The 21847-nt window shown below is 69.7% G+C and carries 18 protein-coding genes; 9 read left to right on the top strand and 9 right to left on the bottom strand.

Going from position 1 to position 21847, the window contains the following annotated elements; all coding sequences use genetic code 11:
• Positions 1-128: 128 nt before the first annotated feature.
• The 4 genes from BJ986_RS14385 to BJ986_RS14370 form a co-directional block, all read right to left on the bottom strand.
• Positions 129-1064 carry a uridine diphosphate-N-acetylglucosamine-binding protein YvcK gene (locus BJ986_RS14385; protein ID WP_179422768.1) on the bottom strand — a complete coding sequence of 312 codons (936 nt, stop codon included), beginning with the start codon at positions 1062-1064 and terminating at the stop codon, positions 129-131.
• 7 nt (positions 1065-1071) lie between these two features.
• On the bottom strand, positions 1072-1974 hold the full coding sequence (rapZ, locus tag BJ986_RS14380; protein WP_179422766.1) for an RNase adapter RapZ: 903 nt from the start codon (positions 1972-1974) through the stop codon (positions 1072-1074).
• 28 nt (positions 1975-2002) lie between these two features.
• On the bottom strand, positions 2003-3973 hold the full coding sequence (uvrC, locus tag BJ986_RS14375) for an excinuclease ABC subunit UvrC (RefSeq protein WP_179422764.1): 1971 nt from the start codon (positions 3971-3973) through the stop codon (positions 2003-2005).
• Positions 3974-4095: 122 nt separating this feature from the next.
• A complete protein-coding gene (locus BJ986_RS14370; protein WP_179422762.1) occupies positions 4096-4563 on the bottom strand; it encodes a Rieske (2Fe-2S) protein in 468 nt (155 codons plus the stop codon).
• A gap of 251 nt (positions 4564-4814) precedes the next feature.
• On the opposite strand from BJ986_RS14370, the gene BJ986_RS14365 reads away from it, so the two are divergent.
• From BJ986_RS14365 to BJ986_RS14345, 5 genes are all read left to right on the top strand, one after another.
• Entirely contained in the window at positions 4815-6026 is a 1212-nt protein-coding gene (locus BJ986_RS14365; RefSeq protein ID WP_179422760.1) for an ABC transporter substrate-binding protein, read from the top strand.
• 106 nt (positions 6027-6132) lie between these two features.
• Positions 6133-7056, top strand: a complete 924-nt coding sequence (locus BJ986_RS14360) for a branched-chain amino acid ABC transporter permease (RefSeq protein ID WP_179422758.1) — start codon at positions 6133-6135, stop codon at positions 7054-7056.
• A complete protein-coding gene (locus tag BJ986_RS14355) occupies positions 7053-8789 on the top strand; it encodes a branched-chain amino acid ABC transporter permease (protein WP_179422756.1) in 1737 nt (578 codons plus the stop codon). The genes BJ986_RS14360 and BJ986_RS14355 overlap by 4 nt, the downstream gene beginning before the upstream one ends.
• On the top strand, positions 8786-9661 hold the full coding sequence (locus tag BJ986_RS14350) for an ABC transporter ATP-binding protein (protein WP_179422754.1): 876 nt from the start codon (positions 8786-8788) through the stop codon (positions 9659-9661). Before BJ986_RS14355 ends, BJ986_RS14350 begins: the two co-directional genes overlap by 4 nt.
• A gap of 5 nt (positions 9662-9666) precedes the next feature.
• The gene (locus BJ986_RS14345; RefSeq protein ID WP_202881711.1) at positions 9667-10371 is read left to right on the top strand and encodes an ABC transporter ATP-binding protein; all 705 of its coding nucleotides are present in this window, start codon (positions 9667-9669) and stop codon (positions 10369-10371) included.
• An 80-nt stretch (positions 10372-10451) separates the two neighbouring features.
• On the opposite strand, the gene uvrA is transcribed toward BJ986_RS14345, so the two are convergent.
• A complete protein-coding gene (gene uvrA, locus BJ986_RS14340; RefSeq protein WP_179422750.1) occupies positions 10452-13508 on the bottom strand; it encodes an excinuclease ABC subunit UvrA in 3057 nt (1018 codons plus the stop codon).
• Positions 13509-13604: 96 nt separating this feature from the next.
• On the opposite strand from uvrA, the gene BJ986_RS14335 reads away from it, so the two are divergent.
• The 3 genes from BJ986_RS14335 (at position 13605) to BJ986_RS14325 (ending at position 17410) form a co-directional block, all read left to right on the top strand.
• Complete coding sequence (locus BJ986_RS14335) at positions 13605-14756, top strand: hypothetical protein (protein ID WP_179422748.1); 1152 nt, start codon at positions 13605-13607, stop codon at positions 14754-14756.
• Between the two features lie 63 nt (positions 14757-14819).
• A complete protein-coding gene (locus tag BJ986_RS14330; RefSeq protein ID WP_179422746.1) occupies positions 14820-16634 on the top strand; it encodes a glycoside hydrolase family 15 protein in 1815 nt (604 codons plus the stop codon).
• On the top strand, positions 16631-17410 hold the full coding sequence (locus BJ986_RS14325) for a maleylpyruvate isomerase family mycothiol-dependent enzyme (RefSeq protein WP_179422744.1): 780 nt from the start codon (positions 16631-16633) through the stop codon (positions 17408-17410). Before BJ986_RS14330 ends, BJ986_RS14325 begins: the two co-directional genes overlap by 4 nt.
• A 14-nt stretch (positions 17411-17424) precedes the next feature.
• On the opposite strand, the gene BJ986_RS14320 is transcribed toward BJ986_RS14325, so the two are convergent.
• The 3 genes from BJ986_RS14320 to BJ986_RS14310 form a co-directional block, all read right to left on the bottom strand.
• A complete protein-coding gene (locus tag BJ986_RS14320) occupies positions 17425-18099 on the bottom strand; it encodes a response regulator (RefSeq protein WP_179422742.1) in 675 nt (224 codons plus the stop codon).
• 124 nt (positions 18100-18223) lie between these two features.
• Positions 18224-18874 (bottom strand): response regulator, encoded by a 651-nt coding sequence (locus BJ986_RS14315; protein WP_179422740.1) that lies wholly within the window; start codon positions 18872-18874, stop codon positions 18224-18226.
• On the bottom strand, positions 18871-19503 hold the full coding sequence (locus BJ986_RS14310) for a sensor histidine kinase (RefSeq protein ID WP_179422738.1): 633 nt from the start codon (positions 19501-19503) through the stop codon (positions 18871-18873). Before BJ986_RS14310 ends, BJ986_RS14315 begins: the two co-directional genes overlap by 4 nt.
• Positions 19504-19749: 246 nt before the next feature.
• On the opposite strand from BJ986_RS14310, the gene BJ986_RS14305 reads away from it, so the two are divergent.
• Positions 19750-20622, top strand: a complete 873-nt coding sequence (locus BJ986_RS14305) for an EamA family transporter (protein ID WP_179422736.1) — start codon at positions 19750-19752, stop codon at positions 20620-20622.
• On the opposite strand, the gene BJ986_RS14300 is transcribed toward BJ986_RS14305, so the two are convergent.
• Positions 20611-21615, bottom strand: a complete 1005-nt coding sequence (locus BJ986_RS14300; RefSeq protein WP_179423917.1) for a TerC family protein — start codon at positions 21613-21615, stop codon at positions 20611-20613. The two genes, BJ986_RS14305 and BJ986_RS14300, sit on opposite strands and share 12 nt — an antisense overlap.
• Between the last annotated feature and the right edge of the window lie 232 nt (positions 21616-21847).

Below are 21847 nucleotides of genomic sequence, written 5' to 3'. Positions count from 1 at the left end.
TCTCGCGATCCTGAACTGTGGGCTCCGGTCCCATGCTCTGCTGCCTCCCCCGCCGCGCCGGGGCCCCCAGGGCACCGGCGTGGTCTCGCCTCCGACTCAACCATGGTCGCTGCGCGCCATGTCCGTTCTCAGCCGAAAAGGTCACGGTATGCCGCGGCCAGCCGGAGCGAGTCATGGTGCCCCGGTGCGCCGCGTTGCGCCACTGGGGCGAGGACGAGCTCCGCCCCGAGCCGTGCGGCCACCGTGCGCAATCCTGCCTCATCGTCGACGGCGCTGGGGTCGGCCAGGACCGCGTCCAGCCTCATCCGGGGCGCGTGGTCCACCAGGGACTCCAGCTGGCGGGCCGCCGTGAAGCCGGCCGTCTCGCCGGAGTGCTCGAGGTTGAGCGTCAGCAGCCGCTTGGCCGTCGTGTCGTGCAGCGCGTCCCGCAGGGCCGGCACCATGAGGTGGGGCATCACGGAGGTGAACCACGACCCGGGCCCGAGGATCACCCAGTCGGCCTCACGCACTGCCGCCACCGTCGCCGGGGCCGCCGGTGGGTCGGCCGGCTCGAGGGCGATGCTGAGCACGGTCCCCTTGGTCGTGGCGATCGCCACCTGCCCCCGCAGCGTCGACAGCGCGTCCGCGTCCAGGGGGTCCAGGCCACGCACCCGTGCGGTGATCTCCAGGGGCACGGCGGCCATGGGCAGGACGCGTCCCCGCGCGTTGAGCAGGCGGCCGACCAGGTCCAGGCCGGTGACCGGGTCGTGGTGCAGGTCCCACAGGGCGGTGATGAGGAGGTTGCCGAGGGCGTGACCACCCAGCTGGCCGTCGCCGCGGAACCGGTGCTGCAGGACGTCACGCCACGTGTGGCCCCACTCGGTGTCGTCACACAGCGCGGTGAGGGCCATCCGCAGGTCGCCCGGCGGCAGCACGTCGAACTCGTCGCGGAGCCGGCCGGAGGACCCGCCGTTGTCGGCGACCGTGACGACGGCCGTGATGTCGTCGCAGACCAGCTTGAGCGCCTCCAGCGATGCGGCGAGACCGTGTCCACCACCGAGGGCGACGACCGCGGGCCCGGTCACCGGGCGCTCACTCCTGCCCCAGGTCGCGGTGGACGACGAACGTCGCCACGTCGTCGGTGGTCAGGCGGGACCGCAGGGCCTCGGCCACGGCCACGGAGCGGTGCTTGCCACCGGTGCAGCCCACCGCCAGCGTGACGTAGCGCCGTCCCTCGCGGATGTAGCCCTGGGTCACCGGGTCCATCAGCGCGACCACCCGGTCGACGAACTCGGGCGCCCCCTGCTGGGCCATCACGAACTCGGCCACTGGCGCGTCCTGGCCGGTGAAGTTGCGCAGCTCCGGGATCCAGAAGGGGTTCGGCAGGAACCGCATGTCGAACACGAAGTCGGCGTCGAGGGGCACCCCGTACTTGAAGCCGAACGACATCACGGCGATGCGCACCTTGGGGCCACTGTCGCCGGAGAAGACCGGGTGGACCTTCTTGGCGAGCTGGTGGACGTTCAGGCCGGAGGTGTCGATGACGACGTCGGCGTGGGCCCGCAGGTCCGCCAGCATGGCGCGCTCCCGGGCGATGCCGTCGAGCAGCCTCCCGTCGCCCTGGAGGGGGTGCGGTCGCCGCACGGACTCGAACCGGCGCACGATCGCCTCGTCCGTGGCGTCCAGGAAGACGAGGTTGGGCCGCCAGCCGCGCTCGCGGAGCTCGTCGAGGGCCGTCTGGAGGTGGTCGAAGAACCCGCGGGCGCGCACGTCCACGACAGCGGCCAGTCGCGGCAGACCGGCCCGCCGCGGCGCCTCGTTGGCGAGGTCGGCCAACGAGACCAGCAGGTGCGGCGGGAGGTTGTCGACGACGTACCAGCCGGAGTCCTCGAGCACGTTGGCGGTCGTCGAACGCCCGGCCCCGCTCATGCCGGTCACGATCACCAGCTCGGCAGGGTCGAGCCCCTCGCCACCGTCGGCGTCCTGGTCGGTCATCCCTGCCCCGTCTCCTCGCTCATCGCGCTCAGTCACCGTCGAGGACCTCTCCGGTCATCAGGTTGACGGCGGGTGCGGCGGTGTCTGCAGTGGCCAACTCTGCCGCAATCGTGGCCGCCAGCGCAGGTCCGATGCCGGAAACCTCCTGCAGCTCCTCCGCAGTGGCGGCGCGGATCCTCTTGACCGAGCCGAAATGTCGCAGCAGGGCCTTGCGCCGCGTCTCCCCCAGACCGGGGACGCCGTCGAGGACGCTGGTGGTCATCGCCTTGGACCGGCGCTGCCGGTGGAAGGTGATCGCAAAGCGGTGCGCCTCGTCGCGGACCCGCTGCAGGAGGTAGAGGCCCTCGCTGGTCCGCGGCAGGATCACCGGGTGGTCCTGGCCGGGCACCCAGACCTCCTCGAGCCGCTTGGCGAGCCCGACGACGGCGACGTCGTCGATGCCCAGCGCGGTCAGGGCGGCCTGCGCGGCGTTGACCTGCGGCAGGCCACCGTCGACCACCACGAGCTGCGGCGGGTAGGCGAACTTCTTGGGCCTGCCGGTGTCGGGGTCGATCCGGTCGGGACCGGTCTCGGGATCCAGGCCGAGCTCGACATCGGTGGCCTGGTCGCGCTCCTCGAGGTAGCGCTGGAACCGCCGGGTGAGCACCTCGTTCATCGCCGCCGTGTCGTCCACCTGCTCGCCACGGATCACGAACCGGCGGTACTCGGACTTGCGGGCGAGCCCGTCCTCGAAGACGACCATCGACCCGACGACCTGGGAGCCCTGGATGTGGCTGATGTCGTAGCACTCGACGCGCAGCGGCGCATCGGCCAGGTCGAGGGTCGACTGCAGCTCCTGCAGGGCCTGGCTGCGCGCCGTGAGGTCTCCTGCGCGGGCGAGCTTGTGCCTGGCCAGCGACTGCATGGCGTTGCGGTGCACCGTCTCGAGCAGGGTGCGCTTGTCGCCGCGTTGCGGCACCCGCAGGTCCACCCCCGAGCCGCGCAGTGACCCCAGCCAGGTCGAGACGGCCTCCGGGTCCTCCGGCAGCACCGGCACCAGCACCTCACGGGGCACGCTGTCCCCCGACTCGCCTCCGTAGACCTGCTGGAGGAGGTGGCCGACGATCTCGGGGACGGTCTCGTCGTCCATCTCGGCGACCCAGCCACGCTGCCCGCGCACCCGCCCGCCACGGACGTGGAACACCTGGACGGCGACCTCGAGCCCGTCGTGCTCGAGCGCGAAGACGTCGGCGTCGGTGCCGTCGCCCAGGACGATGGCGGACTTCTCCAGTGCCTTGCCCAGCGCCACCAGGTCGTCGCGCATGCGGGCCGCCTGCTCGAACTCCAGGGACTTCGACGCCGCCGCCATGTCGCGCTCGAGCCGCTTGACGAACCGCGTCGTGTTGCCGGCCATGAAGTCGCAGAAGTCCTCCGCGATGGCGCGGTGCTCCTGCGCACTCACCCTGCCCACACACGGCGCCGAGCACTTGTCGATGTACCCCAGCAGGCACGGACGGCCCACCTGGCCGGCCCGCTTGAACACCCCCGAGGAACAGGTGCGCACCGGGAAGACCCGCAGCAGCAGGTCCAGCGTCTCGCGGATGGCCCAGGCGTGGGCGTAGGGCCCGAAGTAGCGGGTGCCCTTGCGCTTGGCCCCGCGCATCACCTGCGCCCGCGGGAACTCCTCCCCGAGGGTCACCGCGAGGTAGGGGTAGGACTTGTCGTCGCGGTACTTGACGTTGAACCGCGGGTCGAACTCCTTGATCCAGGAGTACTCCAGCTGCAGCGCCTCGACCTCCGTCGAGACCACCGTCCACTCGACGCTCGCAGCGGTCGTGACCATCGTGGCGGTGCGCGGGTGCAGCGCGGCAATGTCCTGGAAGTACGAGGACAGGCGCGGCCGCAAGGACTTGGCCTTGCCGACGTAGATCACGCGCCGGGCGGCGTCCCGGAACCGGTACACGCCCGGGTCGACGGGGATCTCCCCCGGCGCCGGACGGTAGGTCGACGGGTCAGCCACGACTCCACTCTATGGAGGGCGGCTGACGGTGCGCCGCGCGGGAGTCGAGGTATGCCGCGTGGCGCCCACGCGGCATACCTCACCCGGGGTCGCGCCCCGGTCGCTCGCCGTCGTGAGGAGCCTCAGGCGATCGAGATCCCGTCGCCGTTGACCGTGACGGTCTTCTCGGGGAGCGGCATGGTGGCAGGCCCCTGCCTGACCGCGCCGGTGGTGATGTCGAACTGGCTTCCGTGGCAGGCACAGTTGATGGTGCCGTTGGCGACCTCGGCCACGATGCACGACTGGTGGGTGCACACGGCACTGAAGGCCTTGAAGTCGCCCGACGTGGGCTGGGTGACCACGACCTTCTGGTCGGCGAAGATCTTGCCGCCGCCCACAGGGATGGTTGCCTTGGAGATCGCGGCCTTGACGGCGCTCGTCGCAGCGTCCTTCGCCGAGCTGGCTGCGCTGCTCGCGGCGTTGCCGGCGGCGGTGCAGCCGGCCAGGACCGTGGCACCGACACCGGCGAGGCCGACGGAGGTCAGCACGGTGCGGCGGGAGGGTCCGGTCGTGGGGTGGCCTTCGGTGGAGCGTTGTTGGGGGGTGGTCATGCGCGCGCCTTTCGGTGGAGGTGCCTTGGCCAGGGACTGCCCGGTGGCCCCAGGATGCCTGCCGGACCTGGGTATGACGTGTAACGCTGACATGACGTTCACGCGTTCCGCGTGGGACGCCGGTAACGACATAGACACAGGCTTGCCGCAGGTGCCTGTTTTCGAGGGCGGAACGGTCTACTGTGCGAATGCTCGCGGCAAACGCGGGCCATCGGGCCCCCAGCTCGTAGAACATTGTCTCAGGAGGAAACGTGCCTCAGCGTTCCGTGGTAGCCGCTGGCGCCTCGCTGCTCGTGGCTTCGCTCGCACTGTCGGGTTGTGGGACCCGTGGTGGGAGTGGCAGCACCAGCAGCGGCGGCGGCGGCAAGGTCGCCAAGATCGGCGTCATCGCCCCCCTCTCGGGTGACCTGTCCGCCCTCGGCAAGGGTATTCAGCACTCGGTCGAGCTTGCGGTCAAGCAGGCCAACGACAGCAACGCCATCCCCGGGTGGAAGCTCCAGGTGGAGCCCGTTGACGACGAGGCCAAGGCCGACGTCGGCAAGAACGCCGCCACCAAGCTGGCGGCAGACGACCAGGTCGTCGGCGTGGTCGGCAACCTCAACTCGAGCGTGAGCCAGCAGACCCAGCCGGTCTTCGCGGCCGCGAACATCACGCAGGTCTCGCCGGCGAACACCAACCCCACGCTCACCCGTGGTGCCGACCTCAAGGCGCGTCCGTACAAGACGTACTTCCGTACCTGCACCAACGACATCGTCCAGGGTGGCTTCGCAGCGAAGTTCCTGCTCGACAACCACATCACCAAGGTTGCGACCATCCACGACAAGAAGACCTACGGGCAGGGCCTGGTGAACTACTTCACCGACGCCTTCAAGAAGGGCGGCGGCACCATCGTCGCGGCCGAGACGATCAACCCCGACGAGTCGAACTACGCGCCGGTCGTCTCCAAGGTCGCTCCCTCCAAGCCGCAGGCGGTCTTCTACGGTGGCGAGTACCCCCAGGCAGGCCCCCTGTCCAAGCAGATGAAGGCCGGTGGCCTCGCGGTTCCGCTCATGGGTGGTGACGGCATCTTCGACCCGAAGTACATCGAGCTCGCGGGTGGCGCCTCGGCCAACGGTGACCTCGCGACCTCGGTCGGCGCACCGACCGACAGCACCGAGGCGGGCAAGACCTTCCTCGCCGCGTACGACAAGGAGAAGTACGCCGAGCCGTCTGCCGCCTACGGTGGTTACTCCTACGACGCCGCCAACGCCATCATCGACGCCCTGAAGATCTCCCTCAAGGGCGCCACGGACGCGAAGAGCGCCCGTCAGGCGACGGTGGATGCCATGTCGAAGGTCTCCTTCACGGGCGTCACCGGCACGGTGAAGTTCGATGAGTTCGGCGACACCCTCGCCAAGGTCATCACCGGCTACAAGGTCGACAGTGGCAAGTGGGTCGCCGTCAAGACGGAGACCCTCAGCTGACGCTGGACTGATCCAAGAAATCAGCATCAAGCAGGGGCGGGCGGATGCCCGTCCCTGCTTGAATGTGGCAGCAGCTTTCGACACGGAGAGGTGGCCGGAAAGAGCGATGACTGAGTTCCTGCAACAGATCGTGAACGGCCTGACGCTGGGGTCGTTGTACGCCCTCATTGCCGTCGGGTACACCGTGGTCTACGGCATCGTCCAGCTGATCAACTTCGCCCATGGCGAGGTCTTCATGATCGGTGCGTTCGGTGCCCTGGCCACGTGGACGGTGCTCTTCAAGGGCAGCTCCTCCTTGTGGGTCCTGCCGCTGATGGTCATCGGCGCCATGGTTGCCTCCGTGCTCACGGCGGTCCTCATGGAGCGGATCGCCTACCGGCCCCTGCGCAATGCGCCACGCCTCGCACCGCTCATCACGGCCATCGGCATCTCGGTCTTCCTCCAGGAGGCGATCCGGCTGTTCTACCCCGGCGCCAAGAGCAAGCTCCCCTTCCCCGAGATCGACGTCGTCACCGGCTCGGCTCTCAACATCGGGGGCCTGACCATCCAGCGCGCCGCGGTCTTCACCGTCGGGGCGCTTCTCATGTGTGCGGCCTTGCTCTGGTACTTCGTCAACCGCACGAAGTTCGGGCAGGGCATGCAGGCGGTCTCCCAGGACCCCGACACGGCCCAGCTGATGGGCATCAACGTCAACCTCATCATCGTGATCGCGTTCGCCGTGGGTGCAGCGCTGGCCGCGATCGCCGGGGTGGCCCAGGGGCTGCTGAACTCGAACATCGACTTCCGGATGGGCTTCCTCGCCGGACTCAAGGCCTTCACCGCGGCCGTCCTCGGCGGCATCGGGAACATCCAGGGCGCCGTCGTCGGGGGCCTGGCGCTCGGGATCGTCGAGTCCATGGCGACCCAGTTCATCCCCGGCCAGTTCGGCGGTTCGGCCTGGAAGGACGTGTGGGCGTTCGCGCTCCTCATCGCCGTCCTGGTCTTCCGCCCACAAGGCCTCCTCGGCGCCAGGGTGGTGGACCGGGCATGAGCACCGAGACGCCGGTCGTCGTCGACCAGGAGCAGCCGAAGACCCCACTCCTCGAACGGTTCCCGGGGCGCGGGAGCGCAGTCGCGTGGCCGCTCACCCTGGCCGGGATCGTCGTGACCGTGGCTGGGTGCTTCCTGTCCTGGAGCTACTCGAGCGACGTGCTCGGGGACCTCTCCATCAACTTCTACCCGGGCGGCGTGCAGAACTGCATGATTCTCCTGGCGCTCGTGACGCTCGTGTTCCTGCTCGCCCACCGGGGCCCGCTGACCAGGCTCGGGAGCTGGGTCGACACGGCCGCGGCCGTGCGTGTGCTCGGCCTCGGAGCCCTGGGCTACATGACCCTCGCACTGGTCCTCATCGCCGTCCAGGCCGGAGGGTTGATCAACATCAACCCCGGCGGGTGGGTCTCGTGGCTGGGCAGCCTGGCCATGGCCGCGGGCGGCCTCATGCTCGTGTCCGAGCCACACAAGGACCCGCTCTTCGCCAAGACGTCGTCCTGGGTCGAGATCAGCACGATCATCGTGATGATGGCGCTGGTCCTGTTCGGGGCCGCGTACGCCCTGGGCATCGCCGACGGCGGCAGCTTCGTGCTCTTCCTGGTCCTGCTCGCGGCGGTCGCGTTCGCCCTCGCGAAGTCCGGGGTGTTCACCTGGATCGGGATCATCGCGCAGAAGAACCGCCAGGTGCTCATGCTCGGTGCGTTCGTCGTGGCGTTCCTGTTCCCCTTCACCCAGGGTGGCTCCGACGAGAACATGTCGATCGCCACGCAGGTGCTGATCTTCGCCGCCACCGCGCTGGGCCTCAACATCGTCGTGGGCCTGGCCGGCCTGCTCGACCTCGGGTACATCGCCTTCCTCGGCGCCGGCGCCTACGTGGGTGCCTCGTTGTCGACCTCCACGTTCGCCCAGATCGGGTGGAAGCCGCCGTTCATCGTCGTCGTGGTGGTCGGTGCCCTGTTCTCGGCGACGCTCGGCCTCATCATCGGCTCGCCGACCCTGCGCGTCTCGGGCGACTACCTGGCCATCGTGACGCTGGCCTTCGGTGAGATCTTCCGCCTCACCATGGGCAACCTGGACGGCAACAACGGTCCGGACCTCACCAACGGGCCCAACGGCATCCCCGCGATCCCCGACCTCAAGCTCGGCTCGTTCGACTTCGGGCAGCCACACGTCGTCCTGGGCATCACCCTCGGTCGGTTCGCGAACTACTACTTCCTGCTGCTCGTGCTCGCCGCCGTCATCATCACCATCTTCTCGCGCCTCAACAACAGCCGCATCGGCCGTGGCTGGGTCGCCATCCGTGAGGACGAGAAGGCGGCCGAGGCGATGGGCGTCAACGTGTTCGGCCTCAAGCTGTTCGCCTTCGCCGGTGGGGCGTTCCTCGCCGGCATGGCCGGGACCGTCAAGGCGCACCACGACGTGTCGGTCAGCCCTGACCAGTACGTCTTCCTGGAGTCGGCCTTCCTGCTCGCCGCCATCGTGCTCGGCGGCATGGGCACCGTCGCCGGTGTCCTCGTCGGTGCCACGATCCTCAAGCTGCTCCCCGAGAAGCTGCGGTTCGTCGCCGACTACCGACTGCTTATCTTCGGCCTCCTGCTGGTCCTGATGATGCGCTTCCGTCCCGAGGGCCTGGTCGCGAGCCAACGGCGCAAGCTGGAGTTCCACGAAGAGGACGAGGGGCTGGCTGAACGCATCGAGGAAGTCCATCTCGAGGAGCAGGGAGCCACGGCATGACCGTCACCGACACCACCACACCCGTCGCCGCGGCATCGCACGGAGCCCCCATCCTGCAGGCCCGGGGCGTCACGATGCGCTTCGGCGGCCTCACCGCGGTCAAGGACGTCGACATGACCGTCAACGAGGGCGAGATCGTCGGTCTGATCGGCCCCAACGGCGCCGGCAAGACGACCTTCTTCAACTGCCTGACGGGCCTCTACAAGCCGACCGAGGGCGAGGTGACGTTGATGGGATCGGTGATCCCGCCGCGTCCCCGCGCCGTCGTCATCGCGGGTATGGCGCGCACGTTCCAGAACATCCGCCTGTTCGCCAACATGACTGCGCTCGAGAACGTCATGGTGGGCCGGTACTGCCGCACGAGCTCGATGGCCCTCACCTCGATCCTGCGCGGACCCAAGTTCCGCAGGGAGGAGGCCGAGACCCGGGCACGGGCCCAGGAGCTGCTGGACTTCGTGGGTCTCGGCAAGTCCGCCGAGCACCTCGCGCGCAACATGCCGTACGGCGACCAGCGTCGGCTCGAGATCGCCCGCGCCCTGGCCACGGACCCCAAGCTCATCCTGCTCGACGAGCCGACAGCCGGGATGAACCCGCAGGAGACCCGGCAGGCCAGCGACCTGATCTTCAAGATCAGGGACAGTGGCCTGGCGGTCGTCGTCATCGAGCACGACATGCGGTTCATCTTCAACCTCTGCGACCGCGTGCTGTGCCTGGTGCGCGGCGAGGTGCTCGTCGAGGGCACCCCCGCCGAGGTCCAGTCGGACCCTCGGGTCATCGAGGCCTACATCGGGGGCGGAGACGACGACGAGAGTGACGAGAGTGACGAGTCGTCCGATCTGGGCCCCGCCACGACCACGGAGGTGTCCGAGTGAGCGCCATGCTGGAGGTCAAGGACCTCGTCGTCTCGTACGGCAAGATCAAGGCCGTCAAGGGCATCACCTTCTCGGTCCAGGAGGGCGAGGTGGTCACCCTGATCGGCACGAACGGCGCCGGCAAGACGACCACGCTGCGGACCATCTCGGGTCTGCTGCGCCCGACGAGCGGCTCGATCCGCTTCCAGGGCAAGCGGATCGACGACATGGCGGCACACTCGATCGTCTCGCTCGGGCTCGCCCACTCCCCCGAAGGACGCCGGATCTTCCCGCGCCTGACGGTCGAGCAGAACCTCATGCTGGGGGCCTTCTCGCGGCGCGACGGCGACGTCAAGAAGGACCTCAAGGCCGCCTACGACCTGTTCCCTATCCTGGGCGAGCGCAGCAACCAGCCGGCTGGCACCTTCTCCGGTGGTGAGCAGCAGATGCTCGCGATGGGCCGGGCCATGATGAGCCGCCCCAAGCTGCTCATGCTCGACGAGCCGTCCATGGGCCTGTCCCCCATCATGATGAAGCGCATCATGACCACGGTGACCACGCTCAAGCAGCAGGGCACCACCATCCTGCTCGTGGAGCAGAACGCCCAGGCCGCGCTCAACCGGGCCAACCAGGGGTACGTCCTCGAGGTGGGAAAGATCGTCCTCTCCGGGACCGGCAAGGAGCTGCTCGCCAGCGACGACGTCCGCAAGGCCTATCTCGGCGAGGACTGACCCACGGAGTGCTCCATGACGCGTGTCGCGTGAGCACCGACTGCGAAGGGCCCCGGAGCTGATCCGGGGCCCTTCGCAGCTCACGGGGTGCGCTTGGTGGCCTTCTTCGCGGTCACCGCGGTGGCCTTCGTCGCCGGCACCGTGGCGGCCTTCCGAGCGGTCACCTTGGTCGCCGTCTTCTTCCTGGTGGCCGCCGCGGCAGCGGTGCGCTTGGCGCCGGTGGCACGCTGCGGCGTGCGAGCACTGCGGGCCAGGATCGGCGCGAGGAACTGGCCCGTGTAGCTGTCCTCGACCTGCGCGACCTGCTCGGGGGTCCCCTCGGCGACCACCCGACCACCGCCGTTGCCGCCCTCTGGACCCATGTCGACGATCCAGTCGGCGTTCTTGATGACGTCGAGGTTGTGCTCGATGACGATCACCGTGTTGCCCTTGTCGACCAGGCCCTGGAGGACCATCAGGAGCTTGCGGATGTCCTCGAAGTGCAGCCCGGTCGTGGGCTCGTCGAGGACGTAGATGGTGCGTCCGGTCGACCGCTTCTGCAGCTCGGCGGCGAGCTTGACGCGTTGCGCCTCGCCACCCGAGAGGGTGGGTGCGGGCTGACCGAGCCGGACGTAGCCGAGGCCGACCTCGTTGAGCGTCTTCATGTGCCGGGCGATCCCCGGGACCGCCGCGAAGAAGTCGGCGGCCTCCTCGATCGGCATGTCGAGGACGTCGGCGATGGTCTTGCCCTTGAAGTGGACTTCGAGCGTCTCGCGGTTGTAGCGGGCCCCGTGGCACACCTCGCAGGGCACGTAGACGTCGGGGAGGAAGTTCATCTCGATCTTGATCGTGCCGTCACCCGAGCAGGCGTCGCAGCGCCCGCCCTTGACGTTGAACGAGAACCTACCGGGCTGGTAACCGCGGATCTTGGCCTCGGTCGTGGTCGCGAACAGCTTGCGGATGGCGTCGAAAACCCCTGTGTAGGTGGCGGGGTTGGAGCGCGGGGTGCGACCGATGGGGCTCTGGTCGACGTGGACGACCTTGTCGAGGTTGTCGAGCCCCTTGACGGTCTTGTGACGCCCCGGCACGTGGCGCGCGCCGTTGAGCTTGTTGGCCAGGACGTTGTAGAGGATGTCGTTGACCAAGGTGGACTTGCCCGACCCGGAGACTCCCGTGACCGCGACGAGGTTGCCGAGCGGGAACGACACGTCCACCCCGTGCAGGTTGTGCTCGCGGGCACCGACGACCGTGACCTGGCGGCCCTTCTCCTGGGGCCGGCGCAGCGTCGGGGTCGGGATCTCGAGGCGTCCGGAGAGGTACTTGCCGGTGATCGAGTCGGGGTGCTCCAGCAGGCCCTGCACCGGTCCGGAGTGCACCACGACACCGCCGTGCTCCCCCGCGCCCGGGCCGATGTCGACGACCCAGTCGGCCGTGGCGATGGTGTCCTCGTCGTGCTCGACGACGATGAGCGTGTTGCCGAGGTCGCGCAGCCGGGTCAGCGTCTCGATGAGCCGGTGGTTGTCACGCTGGTGCAGTCCGATGCTCGGCTCGTCGAGGACGTACAGCACGCCGACCAGGCCGGAGCCGATCTGCGTCGCGAGCCGGATGCGCTGGGCCTCGCCGCCGGACAGGGTGCCGGCCGGCCGGTCGAGCGAGAGGTAGTCGAGCCCGACGTCGAGCAGGAACCCCAGCCGCGCGTCGATCTCCTTGATCACCCGCTCGGCGATCTGGCGCTCGCGCGCGGTGAAGTCGACCTCCTTGAGGAACTTGGCGCAGTCCGCGATGGCGAGGGCGCAGATGGCGGAGATGCTCCGTCCGCCGATGTGCACCGCGAGCGACTCGGGCTTCAGCCGGGCCCCGCCGCACGCCGGGCAGGGCACCTCCCGCATGAACCCCTCGTAGCGCTCCCGGCTCCAGTCCGAGTCGGTCTCCGAGTGCCGGCGCTTGACGAACGGGACGACGCCCTCGAAGCCGGTGGTGTAGGAGCGCTCGCGGCCGTAGCGGTTCTTGTAGCGGACGTGGACCTTGTAGTTCTGGCCGTGGAGCAGCGCCTCCTTGGCACGCTCGGGCAGCGCCTTCCACGGGGTGTCCATGGTGAACTTGAGGTCCTGGCCCAGGGCGGTCATGACCCGCTGGAAGTACTCGGCCGAGCCGCTCGTCGAGGCCCAGGGCGCAATCGCCCCCTCGGCCAGGGTGAGGTCCTCGTCGGGGACCAGCAGCTCGGGGTCGACCTCGAGCTCTGTCCCGAGACCGGTGCACTTGGGACAGGCGCCGAACGGGCTGTTGAAGGAGAACGAGCGAGGCTCGATCTCGTCCATCGACAACGGGTGGTCGTTGGGGCAGGCCATCCGCTCCGAGAACCGGCGCTCGCGCTCCGGGTCCTGGGGGTCCTTGTCGACGAACTCGACGACGAGCACGCCACCAGCCAGACCCAGGGCGGTCTCGACCGAGTCCGTCAGGCGGCGCTTGGCGCCCGTGTCGTCGCCCTTGGCGACCAGGCGGTCCACCACGACGTCGATGGTGTGCTTGACCTGCTTCTCGAGCTTGGGCGGCTCGGTGAGGCTCACCACCTCGCCGTCGACCCGCGCCCGCGAGAACCCCTTGCTCTGCAGCTCGGCGAACAGGTCGACGTACTCGCCCTTGCGCGCCCGCACGACGGGGGCCAGCACCTGGAACCGCGTCTTCTCCGGCAGCTCGAGCAGCCGGTCGACGATCTGCTGCGGGCTCTGCCTGGTGATCGGCTCCCCGCACACGGGGCAGTGCGGGCGCCCGGCACGGGCGAAGAGCAGCCGGAGGTAGTCGTAGACCTCGGTGATCGTGCCCACCGTCGACCGCGGGTTGCGGTTGGTGGACTTCTGGTCGATCGAGACCGCCGGTGAGAGCCCCTCGATGAAGTCGACGTCGGGCTTGTCCATCTGGCCGAGGAACTGGCGCGCGTAGGCGGACAGGGACTCGACGTAGCGGCGCTGGCCCTCCGCGAAGATGGTGTCGAAGGCCAGCGACGACTTGCCGGAGCCCGACAGACCGGTGAAGACGATCATGGAGTCACGGGGCAGCTCGACGGAGACGTCCTTGAGGTTGTGCTCACGGGCTCCGCGGACGATGAGCTGGTCGTGCTGGTGGCGGCGGGTCGGCACGGCTGAAGTCACGGGCTCCATGGTAGGTGTCCGCACCGACAACCCCCGCCCCACCCACGGGCCGCGGCAGCTACCGTGACGACTGTGGCCGAGCCAAGGGGACACACAGGGCGCGTCGTGGGACCCGTCCGAGCCGTCGTGCTGGCCATGCTGCTGACCCTGGCGGTCAGCACCGGCTGCACCTCCCCGGCGAAGCCCGCCAGCACGGGCGGGGCGCTCGCGGCGGCTCCGCTGGCCTGGGAGCGCCTCAGCCTCCCGGACGGCCTCAGCGCCGTGACCCTCGCCACGCAGGGAGACCAGGTCCTGGTCGGGGCCTACGCCACGGGCCGCCCTCACCCGCGGCTGCTGCGGGGCAGGGACCCTGCGAGCCTGCGCCCGGTCCCGCTGTCGCCACGGTCTCCGTACGCGTTCGAGGCCAGGTGGTTCTCCCTGGCAGTCCACGGCAGCGTCGTGGAGGCCGTGGGAGGAGCCCGGGGAGGGGCCCACGGCAACTACCGCTGGTCCACGTGGTCGGGCACGAGCAGTGGGCTGGCCGAGCAGGAGCAGCCCTTCGGGGTGTTCGGCAGCTGGGGAGCCGGCGACCTCGTCGGCATCGCCTTCGCCGGCTCCGAACCCGTCGTGCTCGGTGCGTGGCAGAGCGACCGCACCGGCCTCGACATCGCCACCTGGCTGCGCACCGGCGCCCGGTGGAGGCGACAGTCCTCCACCGGCACGGCACTGGGCAGCACGTCGCACGAGCTCGTCTCCGCCGGAGCCATCGCCGGTGACGGGTCCGGGCTGATCCTGTCCGGCTCGGTGACCCGGCTCCAGCCCGGCGCCATCCGGGTCGACCCCGCCGTCTGGACCACGACGGCCGCGGGCGCCCCGTGGTCGCGGGTCGACCTGCCCCGGCAGCCGGGCACCGCCCCCAGCGAGGCCCACGCGGCCACCTGCAGCCCGGCCCGGTGCCTCGTCGTGGGAGCCGTCGGGGGCCGCCTGTGCGCGTGGGAGCTGCACGGCACCAGCGCGCGCCGGCTGGCCGGCATACCGACTCCCACCCTCCCGGACAACGGGCGCGCCCTCGCCCCCCTTGCCTTGGGCGACCGTGACCTCGTCATGGTGCCCGTGCAGGGCGGAAGCCAGCTGCTCACCCGGCGTGGGGAGACCTGGTCGACGCGAGCAGGCCCGCCGACCGGCGAGCCGGTCTCGTGGGTGGCCCACGGACAGGAGGTCTGGCTCGTGACGCGCGACAGCGCGGGCGTCGGCACCCTCTGGCGGACGCGCCCCTGAACCCTGCCCCTGAACCCGGCCCTGAACCCTGCCCCTGGGCCCCGGAACGAATACGCTCACGCCATGACGACGCCGATCGAGGAGTATGCCGTCCTCGGGGACACCGAGACCGCCGCCCTCGTGAGCCGTGCGGGGTCGATCGACTGGCTGTGCCTGCCGCGCTTCGACTCGTCCGCCTGCTTCGCCGCGCTGCTCGGCACGCCCGACCACGGCCGCTGGCTCCTGGGTCCTGTGGGGCAGACCACGAGCACCCGCAAGTACGTCGAGAACTCGTTCGTGCTGGAGACGATCCACGAGACCGACACCGGCGCGGTGAAGGTGCTCGACCTGATGCCGCTCGGCGACGGACGGGCCGACATCGTCCGCAGCGTGCAGGGCCTGCACGGAACGGTCACCATGCAGCACGAGTGGGTGGTCCGCTTCGACTACGGCAAGGTGCGACCGTGGGTCTCGCACAGCACGGGCCACCGCCTCGACGGCGACGTGATCACCGCTGTCGCGGGGCCGGACATGCTCGTGCTGCGCGGCAGCCGGCTCCCCCGCGCCCGCGGCGGGCGCCACGTCGACGAGTTCGAGGTCGAGGCCGGGCAGACCTACACCTTCTCGACGACCTGGTTCCCCTCCTACGAGCAGGTCCCACCGCCCCTGGACATCGACTCGAGGATCGCCGAGACCATCAGGGCCTCGAACGAGTGGGCGGCGCAGTGCGACTACGAGGGCCCCTACCGCGAGCTCGTCATGAGGTCGCTGCTGACCCTGCGCGCGATGACCCACTCGCGCTTCGGGGGGATCGTGGCGGCGCCGACGACGAGCCTGCCCGAGGACTTCGGCGGCGAGCGCAACTGGGACTACCGCTACTGCTGGCTGCGCGACGCCTCCCTCACCCTGGAGGCGCTGCTGGCGTCGGGCTACGTCGACGAGGCCAGGCTCTGGCGCAACTGGCTGCTGCGCGCCGTCGCCGGCGACCCCGAGGACCTGCAGATCATGTACACCATCAACGGGTCTCGTCGCCTTCCCGAGCGCACCCTCGACCACCTGCCCGGGTATGCCGGGTCGGCCCCCGTCCGGATCGGGAACGGTGCCGTCGACCAGCGGCAGTCCGACGTCCTCGGCGAGGTCATGATCGCGCTCGACGAAGCCCGCGCGAAGGGACTCGAGGTGTCGACCCAGTCGTGGTCGATGCAGCGCGCCCTGGTCCAGAACCTGGCCCGTCACTGGCAGGAGCCGGACAACGGGCTGTGGGAGATCCGCGGTCCGCTGCGCCACTTCACGCACTCACGCGTCATGGTGTGGGCGGCGTTCGACCGGGCGGTCCGAGGAGTCGAGAAGTGGGGCCTCGACGGTCCCGTCGAGCGGTGGCGGGACCTACGGGACCAGGTCCGCGACGAGATCCTCAGCAAGGGCTTCAATGCCGAGCGCAACACCTTCACCCAGCACTACGACACCACCGAGGTCGATGCCTCGCTGCTGCTCATCCCCCTCGTCGGGTTCCTCCCGCCCGATGACCCGCGGGTCATCGGCACGGTCGCGGCCATCGAGGCGGACCTGATGCGCGGCGGCTTCCTGCTGCGCTACCGCACCGAGACCGGCGTGGACGGACTCGCGGGCGACGAGCACCCGTTCCTGGCCTGCTCATGGTGGCTGGTGAGTGCGTATGCCGTCTGCGGCCAGGTCGAGAAGGCCCGGGAGCTGATGGACCGGTTGGTGCTGCTGTTCAACGACGTGGGCCTCATCTCCGAGGAGTACGACCCCCATGGCGGGCGGATGGTGGGAAACTTCCCGCAGGCGTTCTCCCACCTCACCTTCATCGGCGCGGCCCACGCGCTCGCCGAGGCCGAACGGAAAGGCGCCGCAACCCCCGGAGGAGAGCTGCCGTGACCGAGGACGCCGGCAAGGCCGGAGCTGGATCAGGCGGTGCCCCGAGACCGCGTCCCGGCCTCGATGCGGACCTCAGGGCGGTGGCACGGCATACCGAGCTGCTGGTGGACCACGCCACCCACCTGACCGACGTCCGGGCGCCGTCGCTGTGCGAGGGCTGGAGCCGCGCCCACGTCCTGAGCCACGTGGCCCGGAACGCGGACGCGATCCGGCGACTGGCCGAGTGGGCGCTCGACGGACAGCCCCGGGAGATGTACCCGGGTGGCACCGCGGCGCGCGACGCCGAGATCGAGGAGGGCGCCCTGCGGGCCGGGCCGGCCTCGGCCGGCGACCACCGACCCGCTGGCGTCTTCGCCGATGACCTGCGCAGTACCGCGGCCGCGCTCGCCCCGCCGCTGGCAGCCCTCGGCGGTCCGCTCGCCGTCGACGAGGTCGAGATGCGCGGGGGCATGAAGATCTCGCCGCGGGCACTGCCGTTCATGCGGCTTCGCGAGGTCGTCTACCACCACGTCGACCTCGACGACGGGTTCTCCTTCACCGATGTCGAGCCCGAGGTGCTGCACCGCTTCATCGACGACGCCGTGTCGAGACTGCGGACGGGCAGCCACCCGCCGGACCTCGACCTGCGGACCCAGGAGGGCGACCGGTGGGTGGTCGGCGAGCCGACGACCGAGGTCCGGGGCTCGCGTGCCGGCGTGCTGCTCTGGCTGGCCAGGCGGATCGACACCGGGGTCAGCGCGACGGGCGACCTGCCACAGCTCCCCCGCGGCGCCTAGGGCGACGTCGGCGCCTAAGGCGACGTTACCGACGCACCGGTGATCCCGGCTCGCCGTGCGATCGCGACGGCCGCGAGGGCCGAGTGGACCTTGAGCTTGTGCAGGATGCTCTGGACATGGGTGCGCACGGTGTTCGGCGACACGTGCAGCAGGGTCCCGATCTCGGTGCGGCTCATGCCCTCCACCAGGCAACCGAGCACCTCGAGCTCGCGCCCGGTCAGCTCGTGGATCCCCTGGGCGTGCTCCACGGCCGTGCGCTGACCGCGCGACAGGGCCACGAGCACCCCCGCCAGCAGACCTGCCGGGATCCGCGTCTCCCCCCGCGCGACACCGCGGATGGCGTCGACGAGCGACTCGGCAGTCTCGTTCTTGGTGACCCAGCCGCGCACCCCCAGCTGGACGGCCTCGACGATCTGGTCCCCTGCTGCCGCGCCGGTTGCGACGACGATACCCATGCTGGGCTTGGTGGCCAGCGCCTCCCTCGCGACGGCGAGGCCGTCCTCACCGGCGAGGTCGAGGTCGAGCACGAGGACGTCGCACTCGACCTCTTGGAGGCGCCGCAGGGCCTGGGAGACGGTGGTTGCCGTACCCTCCACGGCGATGTCCGGGTAGTCCCCCAGGCAGATGGCCAAGGCGTCCACGAAGACCTGGTGGTCATCCACGAGCACGACGCGCACGGGGGCTGGCATGGCCCCACGCTGGCGTACCGGCAGAGCGGACAAAACCGGCCCGTGCCGGAGATCGTCCTACGTCAAAAGGGTGACGGGACTAGGCCGTTCTGCCGGACGCTTGGCCGCACGGGCGCACGGCGCCTCAGCGCAGGTGGGCCGGCCAGGACTCCTGCGAGCCGTGCGCCGACATCAGCGCCGCCGCCTGGAGCCTGGAGTGCACTCCGAGCTTGGTCAGCAGGTTCTGGACGTGGGTGCGCGCGGTGCTGCGTTGCACTCCGAGCGAGGTCGCCATCTCCTCAGTGGTCTGACCGTCCATGATGCAGCGCATCACCTGCCACTCCCGGTCGGTCAGGAACTGCAGCGCCCACAACGGGTCGTCGGTCGACTTCTGCGGACGCAGGGCCCGCTGCAACAGGGACGGCTCCACCGCGAGCTGGCCACGGACGGCGCGGTCCAGCATCTCGACGATCTCGACGATCGGCTTCTCCTTGCCGACGTACCCCGACGCGCCCTCGGCGATCGCCCGGCCGACGATCGAGTGGTCGGCCTCGGCCGAGAGCATCACGACCTTGGTCTCGGGCGAGATCTCGCGGATGACGTGGATGGCCGACACCGAGGTGCCACCCGGGAAGTTGACGTCCAGCAGGCAGACGTCGGGTCGGTGCATCGCCACCGCGCTGACTCCCTCCTCGGGAGTGCCCGCCAGGGCGACCACCTCGTGTCCACGAGCCCCGAGCGCGAGACCGAGGGCCTCGAGCAGCAACAGGTGGTCGTCGCAGACGACGATCCTCATGACGCCACCAGCCCGAGCTCGACCTGGGCGAGGCAGATCTCACCGACGGTGCCACCGCCATGGGCCGGGTGCAGGGTGAACGAGCCGTGGCAGGCAGCCACCATGGCCCGGGTGGTGGTCAGGCCCAGCGACGTCCGCGCGGTGACCTTGCCCAGGCCCGGTCCGTCGTCGGTGACCAGGAGGTGGGCGCCCTTGTGGTCGGCATAGGCGTCGACGTGCACGTGTCCGCCGTCGCCGGCCGCACGGACGGCGTTGTCGAGCACGCACGCCAAGGCGCGGCTCAAGGCCACCGGTCGGGCCCAGGCATCCAGCGCCCCGACCGAGTCGATCGTGATCTCACAGTTCGCCGTGGCACGTGCGCGAGCCACCGCGCGGGTCGCCACTGCCACCACGTCCGTGGAGGTGACGTCGTCGGCCGCAGCCTCGCTGAGGCTCGACTCGACCAGTTCGGCGAGCCAACGCGCCTGTCCCGCGATACCGTCCATCTTGCGACCGACGTCACCGCCCTCGGTGCCGGCGAGCAGCAGGATCGCCGCCAGCGGCTGTCGCAGGTCGTGCAGCAGCGCTCGTACGGTGTCGATCTCGCCGCCAGCGACTGGGCGCTGGCGTTCTTCAAGAATTGCAGCCATGTGTATGTCCCTCACAACCCCGCAGACCGGAGACCAGCACCCCCTGTGAGGTCTCCTTGTGGTTCCGCGACTCGTCAACGGTATGAGTTCAAAAAGACGGGCAGCAATAGTCATTAGGGACTAGGTGACCTTCCCAATACATGTCGGTTGCGTGCTCTCGCCACGCGATGCGTCCCGTCCCCTGCGACCGCCGCGGCGCCAGAGGCGAGGATCGGCCCCGCCGGGGGGTCACTAGAGTCGCCAACCATGGTGGCGAAGCGAACTCCGGCACGACCGCTGCTCCTCGTGCTCACCGCCATCATCTCGGTGCAGTTCGGGGGCGCACTGGCCGCCACCCTGGTCCCCCAGATCGGCGCCGGAGGGTCCGTCACGCTCCGTCTCCTGTTCGCCACGGGCATCCTCTGGGCGATCGCTCGTCCTCGGGTGCGCGGGCACAGCCGCGCGGCTTGGCTGACCGTGCTCGCGTTCGGCTGCGCCCTCGGACTGATGAACCTCGCGTTCTACGCCTCGCTGGCACACCTGCACATCGGCGTCGCGGTGACCGTGGAGTTCCTCGGCCCGCTCACGCTGGCGACAGTCCTGTCCCGCCGGCCGCGAGACCTCGCGGCCGTGGGTGCGGCCGCTGTGGGGGTGCTGCTCATCTCCCAGGCTCTCAACACGCCGCTCGCCCACCTGGAGTGGACCGGGCTGGGGCTGGCCGCGCTCGCGGGAGCCTGCTGGGCGGCCTACATCCTCGCCAGTGGTCGAGCGGGCCGCGAGTTCCCCCAGCTCGAGGGACTTGCGCTCGCGATGGCCGTCGCCTTCGTCGTGACCCTGCCGTTCGGCGTCTCGAGCGCCCCCTCCTGGTCCACCGAGTCGGTGGCCAAGGGGCTGGGCATTGCCGTCCTGTCCTCCGTGCTCCCCTACTCGCTCGAGCTAGCCGCCCTGCGACACCTGAGCCCCGGAGTCTTCGGCATCCTGCTCAGCCTCGAGCCGGCGGCGGCTGCTCTGGCCGGCCTGGTCGTGCTCGGCCAACGCCTGACGCCCCTGCAGCTGACCGGGATGGGCCTCGTCGTGCTGGCCAGCACGCTGGTGATGGGCGCAGGCCAGCCCAAGGACCCTGCCGCGTCAGGAGGGTGAGAGCCGCTCGCGCTCGTCCCTGCGCGACTTGCGCAGGCTCGCGACCGTCGTGACGCCGAGGATGACGACGATCGCACCGAGCGAGACCGAGATCGGGATGTCGGGGGCGGCGGTCACGTGCTCGCCGCCGTTGATGAACGGCAGCTCGTTCTCGTGCAGCGCGTGCAGCACCAGCTTGACCCCGATGAAGGCGAGCAGGACAGCCAGACCCAGGCTGAGGTAGACGAGCTTCCTGAGCAGGCCGCCGATGAGGAAGTACAGCTGCCGCAGGCCCATCAGGGCGAACAGGTTGGCCGTGAGCACCAGGTAGGGCTCCTTGGTGAGGCCGTAGATCGCTGGGATCGAGTCGAGGGCGAACAGCAGGTCCGTGGTGCCCAGCGCCATGATCACGATGAACATGGGGGTCGCCAGCTTCCGGCCGTCGAGGCGGGTGAACAGCTTCGCGCCGGCGTACTGGTCGGTCGCCGGGAACCGACGCTCGACGAGCTTCATGAAGCGGTTCTCCTCGTAGTCGTCGTCGCTGCCCTCACCCTCCTTGGCGAGCTTGACGGCCGTGTAGATGAGGAAGGCGCCGAAGATGTAGAAGACCCAGGAGAACTGGTTGATCGCGGCGGCGCCGACGGCGATGAAGATGCCCCGCAGGACGATGGCGATGATGATCCCGATCAGCAGGGCCGACTGCTGGAGCTTCTCCGGGACGCCGAACCTGGCCATGATGAGCAGGAAGATGAACAGGTTGTCGACGGACAGTGAGTACTCGGTCAGCCACCCCGCGTAGTACTCGGTCATGAACTTCGCGCCGGCCTGGTCGTGGGTGAACCACCACACGCCGAGGCCGAACACCACCGCCGCGCCGATGTAGAAGGCCAGCGCGACGCTGACCTCCTTCGTCGACGGGACGTGCGGGCGTCGCGCGATGATGACGACGTCGAAGAGGAGGACCGCGGCCATGAGGCCGACGGTGAGGTACCAGACCCAGGTCGGGACCTGCATCTGGGTGGCGGTGGTGGCGACGAACGCGGTCATGGTGGAACCTTCCGGTCACGACGAGGTGGCCGGAGGTCTCTCCCGCCCCAGACAGGTGCGGACCGGCTCCCCGGGTCGGTATGCCGTGCGGCCGAGTGGGCCGTGCGACGAGCGACCGTGATGACGAGGACACCGCTTTGGGGATACTCCCCTCCGATGATCTGGGACCAGTCTCCCAGACTCGACCCGCAAGCCCAAC

It is taken from the genome of Pedococcus badiiscoriae, from assembly GCF_013408925.1.
In the GTDB taxonomy this organism is placed as follows: Bacteria; Actinomycetota; Actinomycetes; order Actinomycetales; family Dermatophilaceae; genus Pedococcus; species Pedococcus badiiscoriae.
This window is presented reverse-complemented; position numbering and strand designations above follow the sequence as displayed.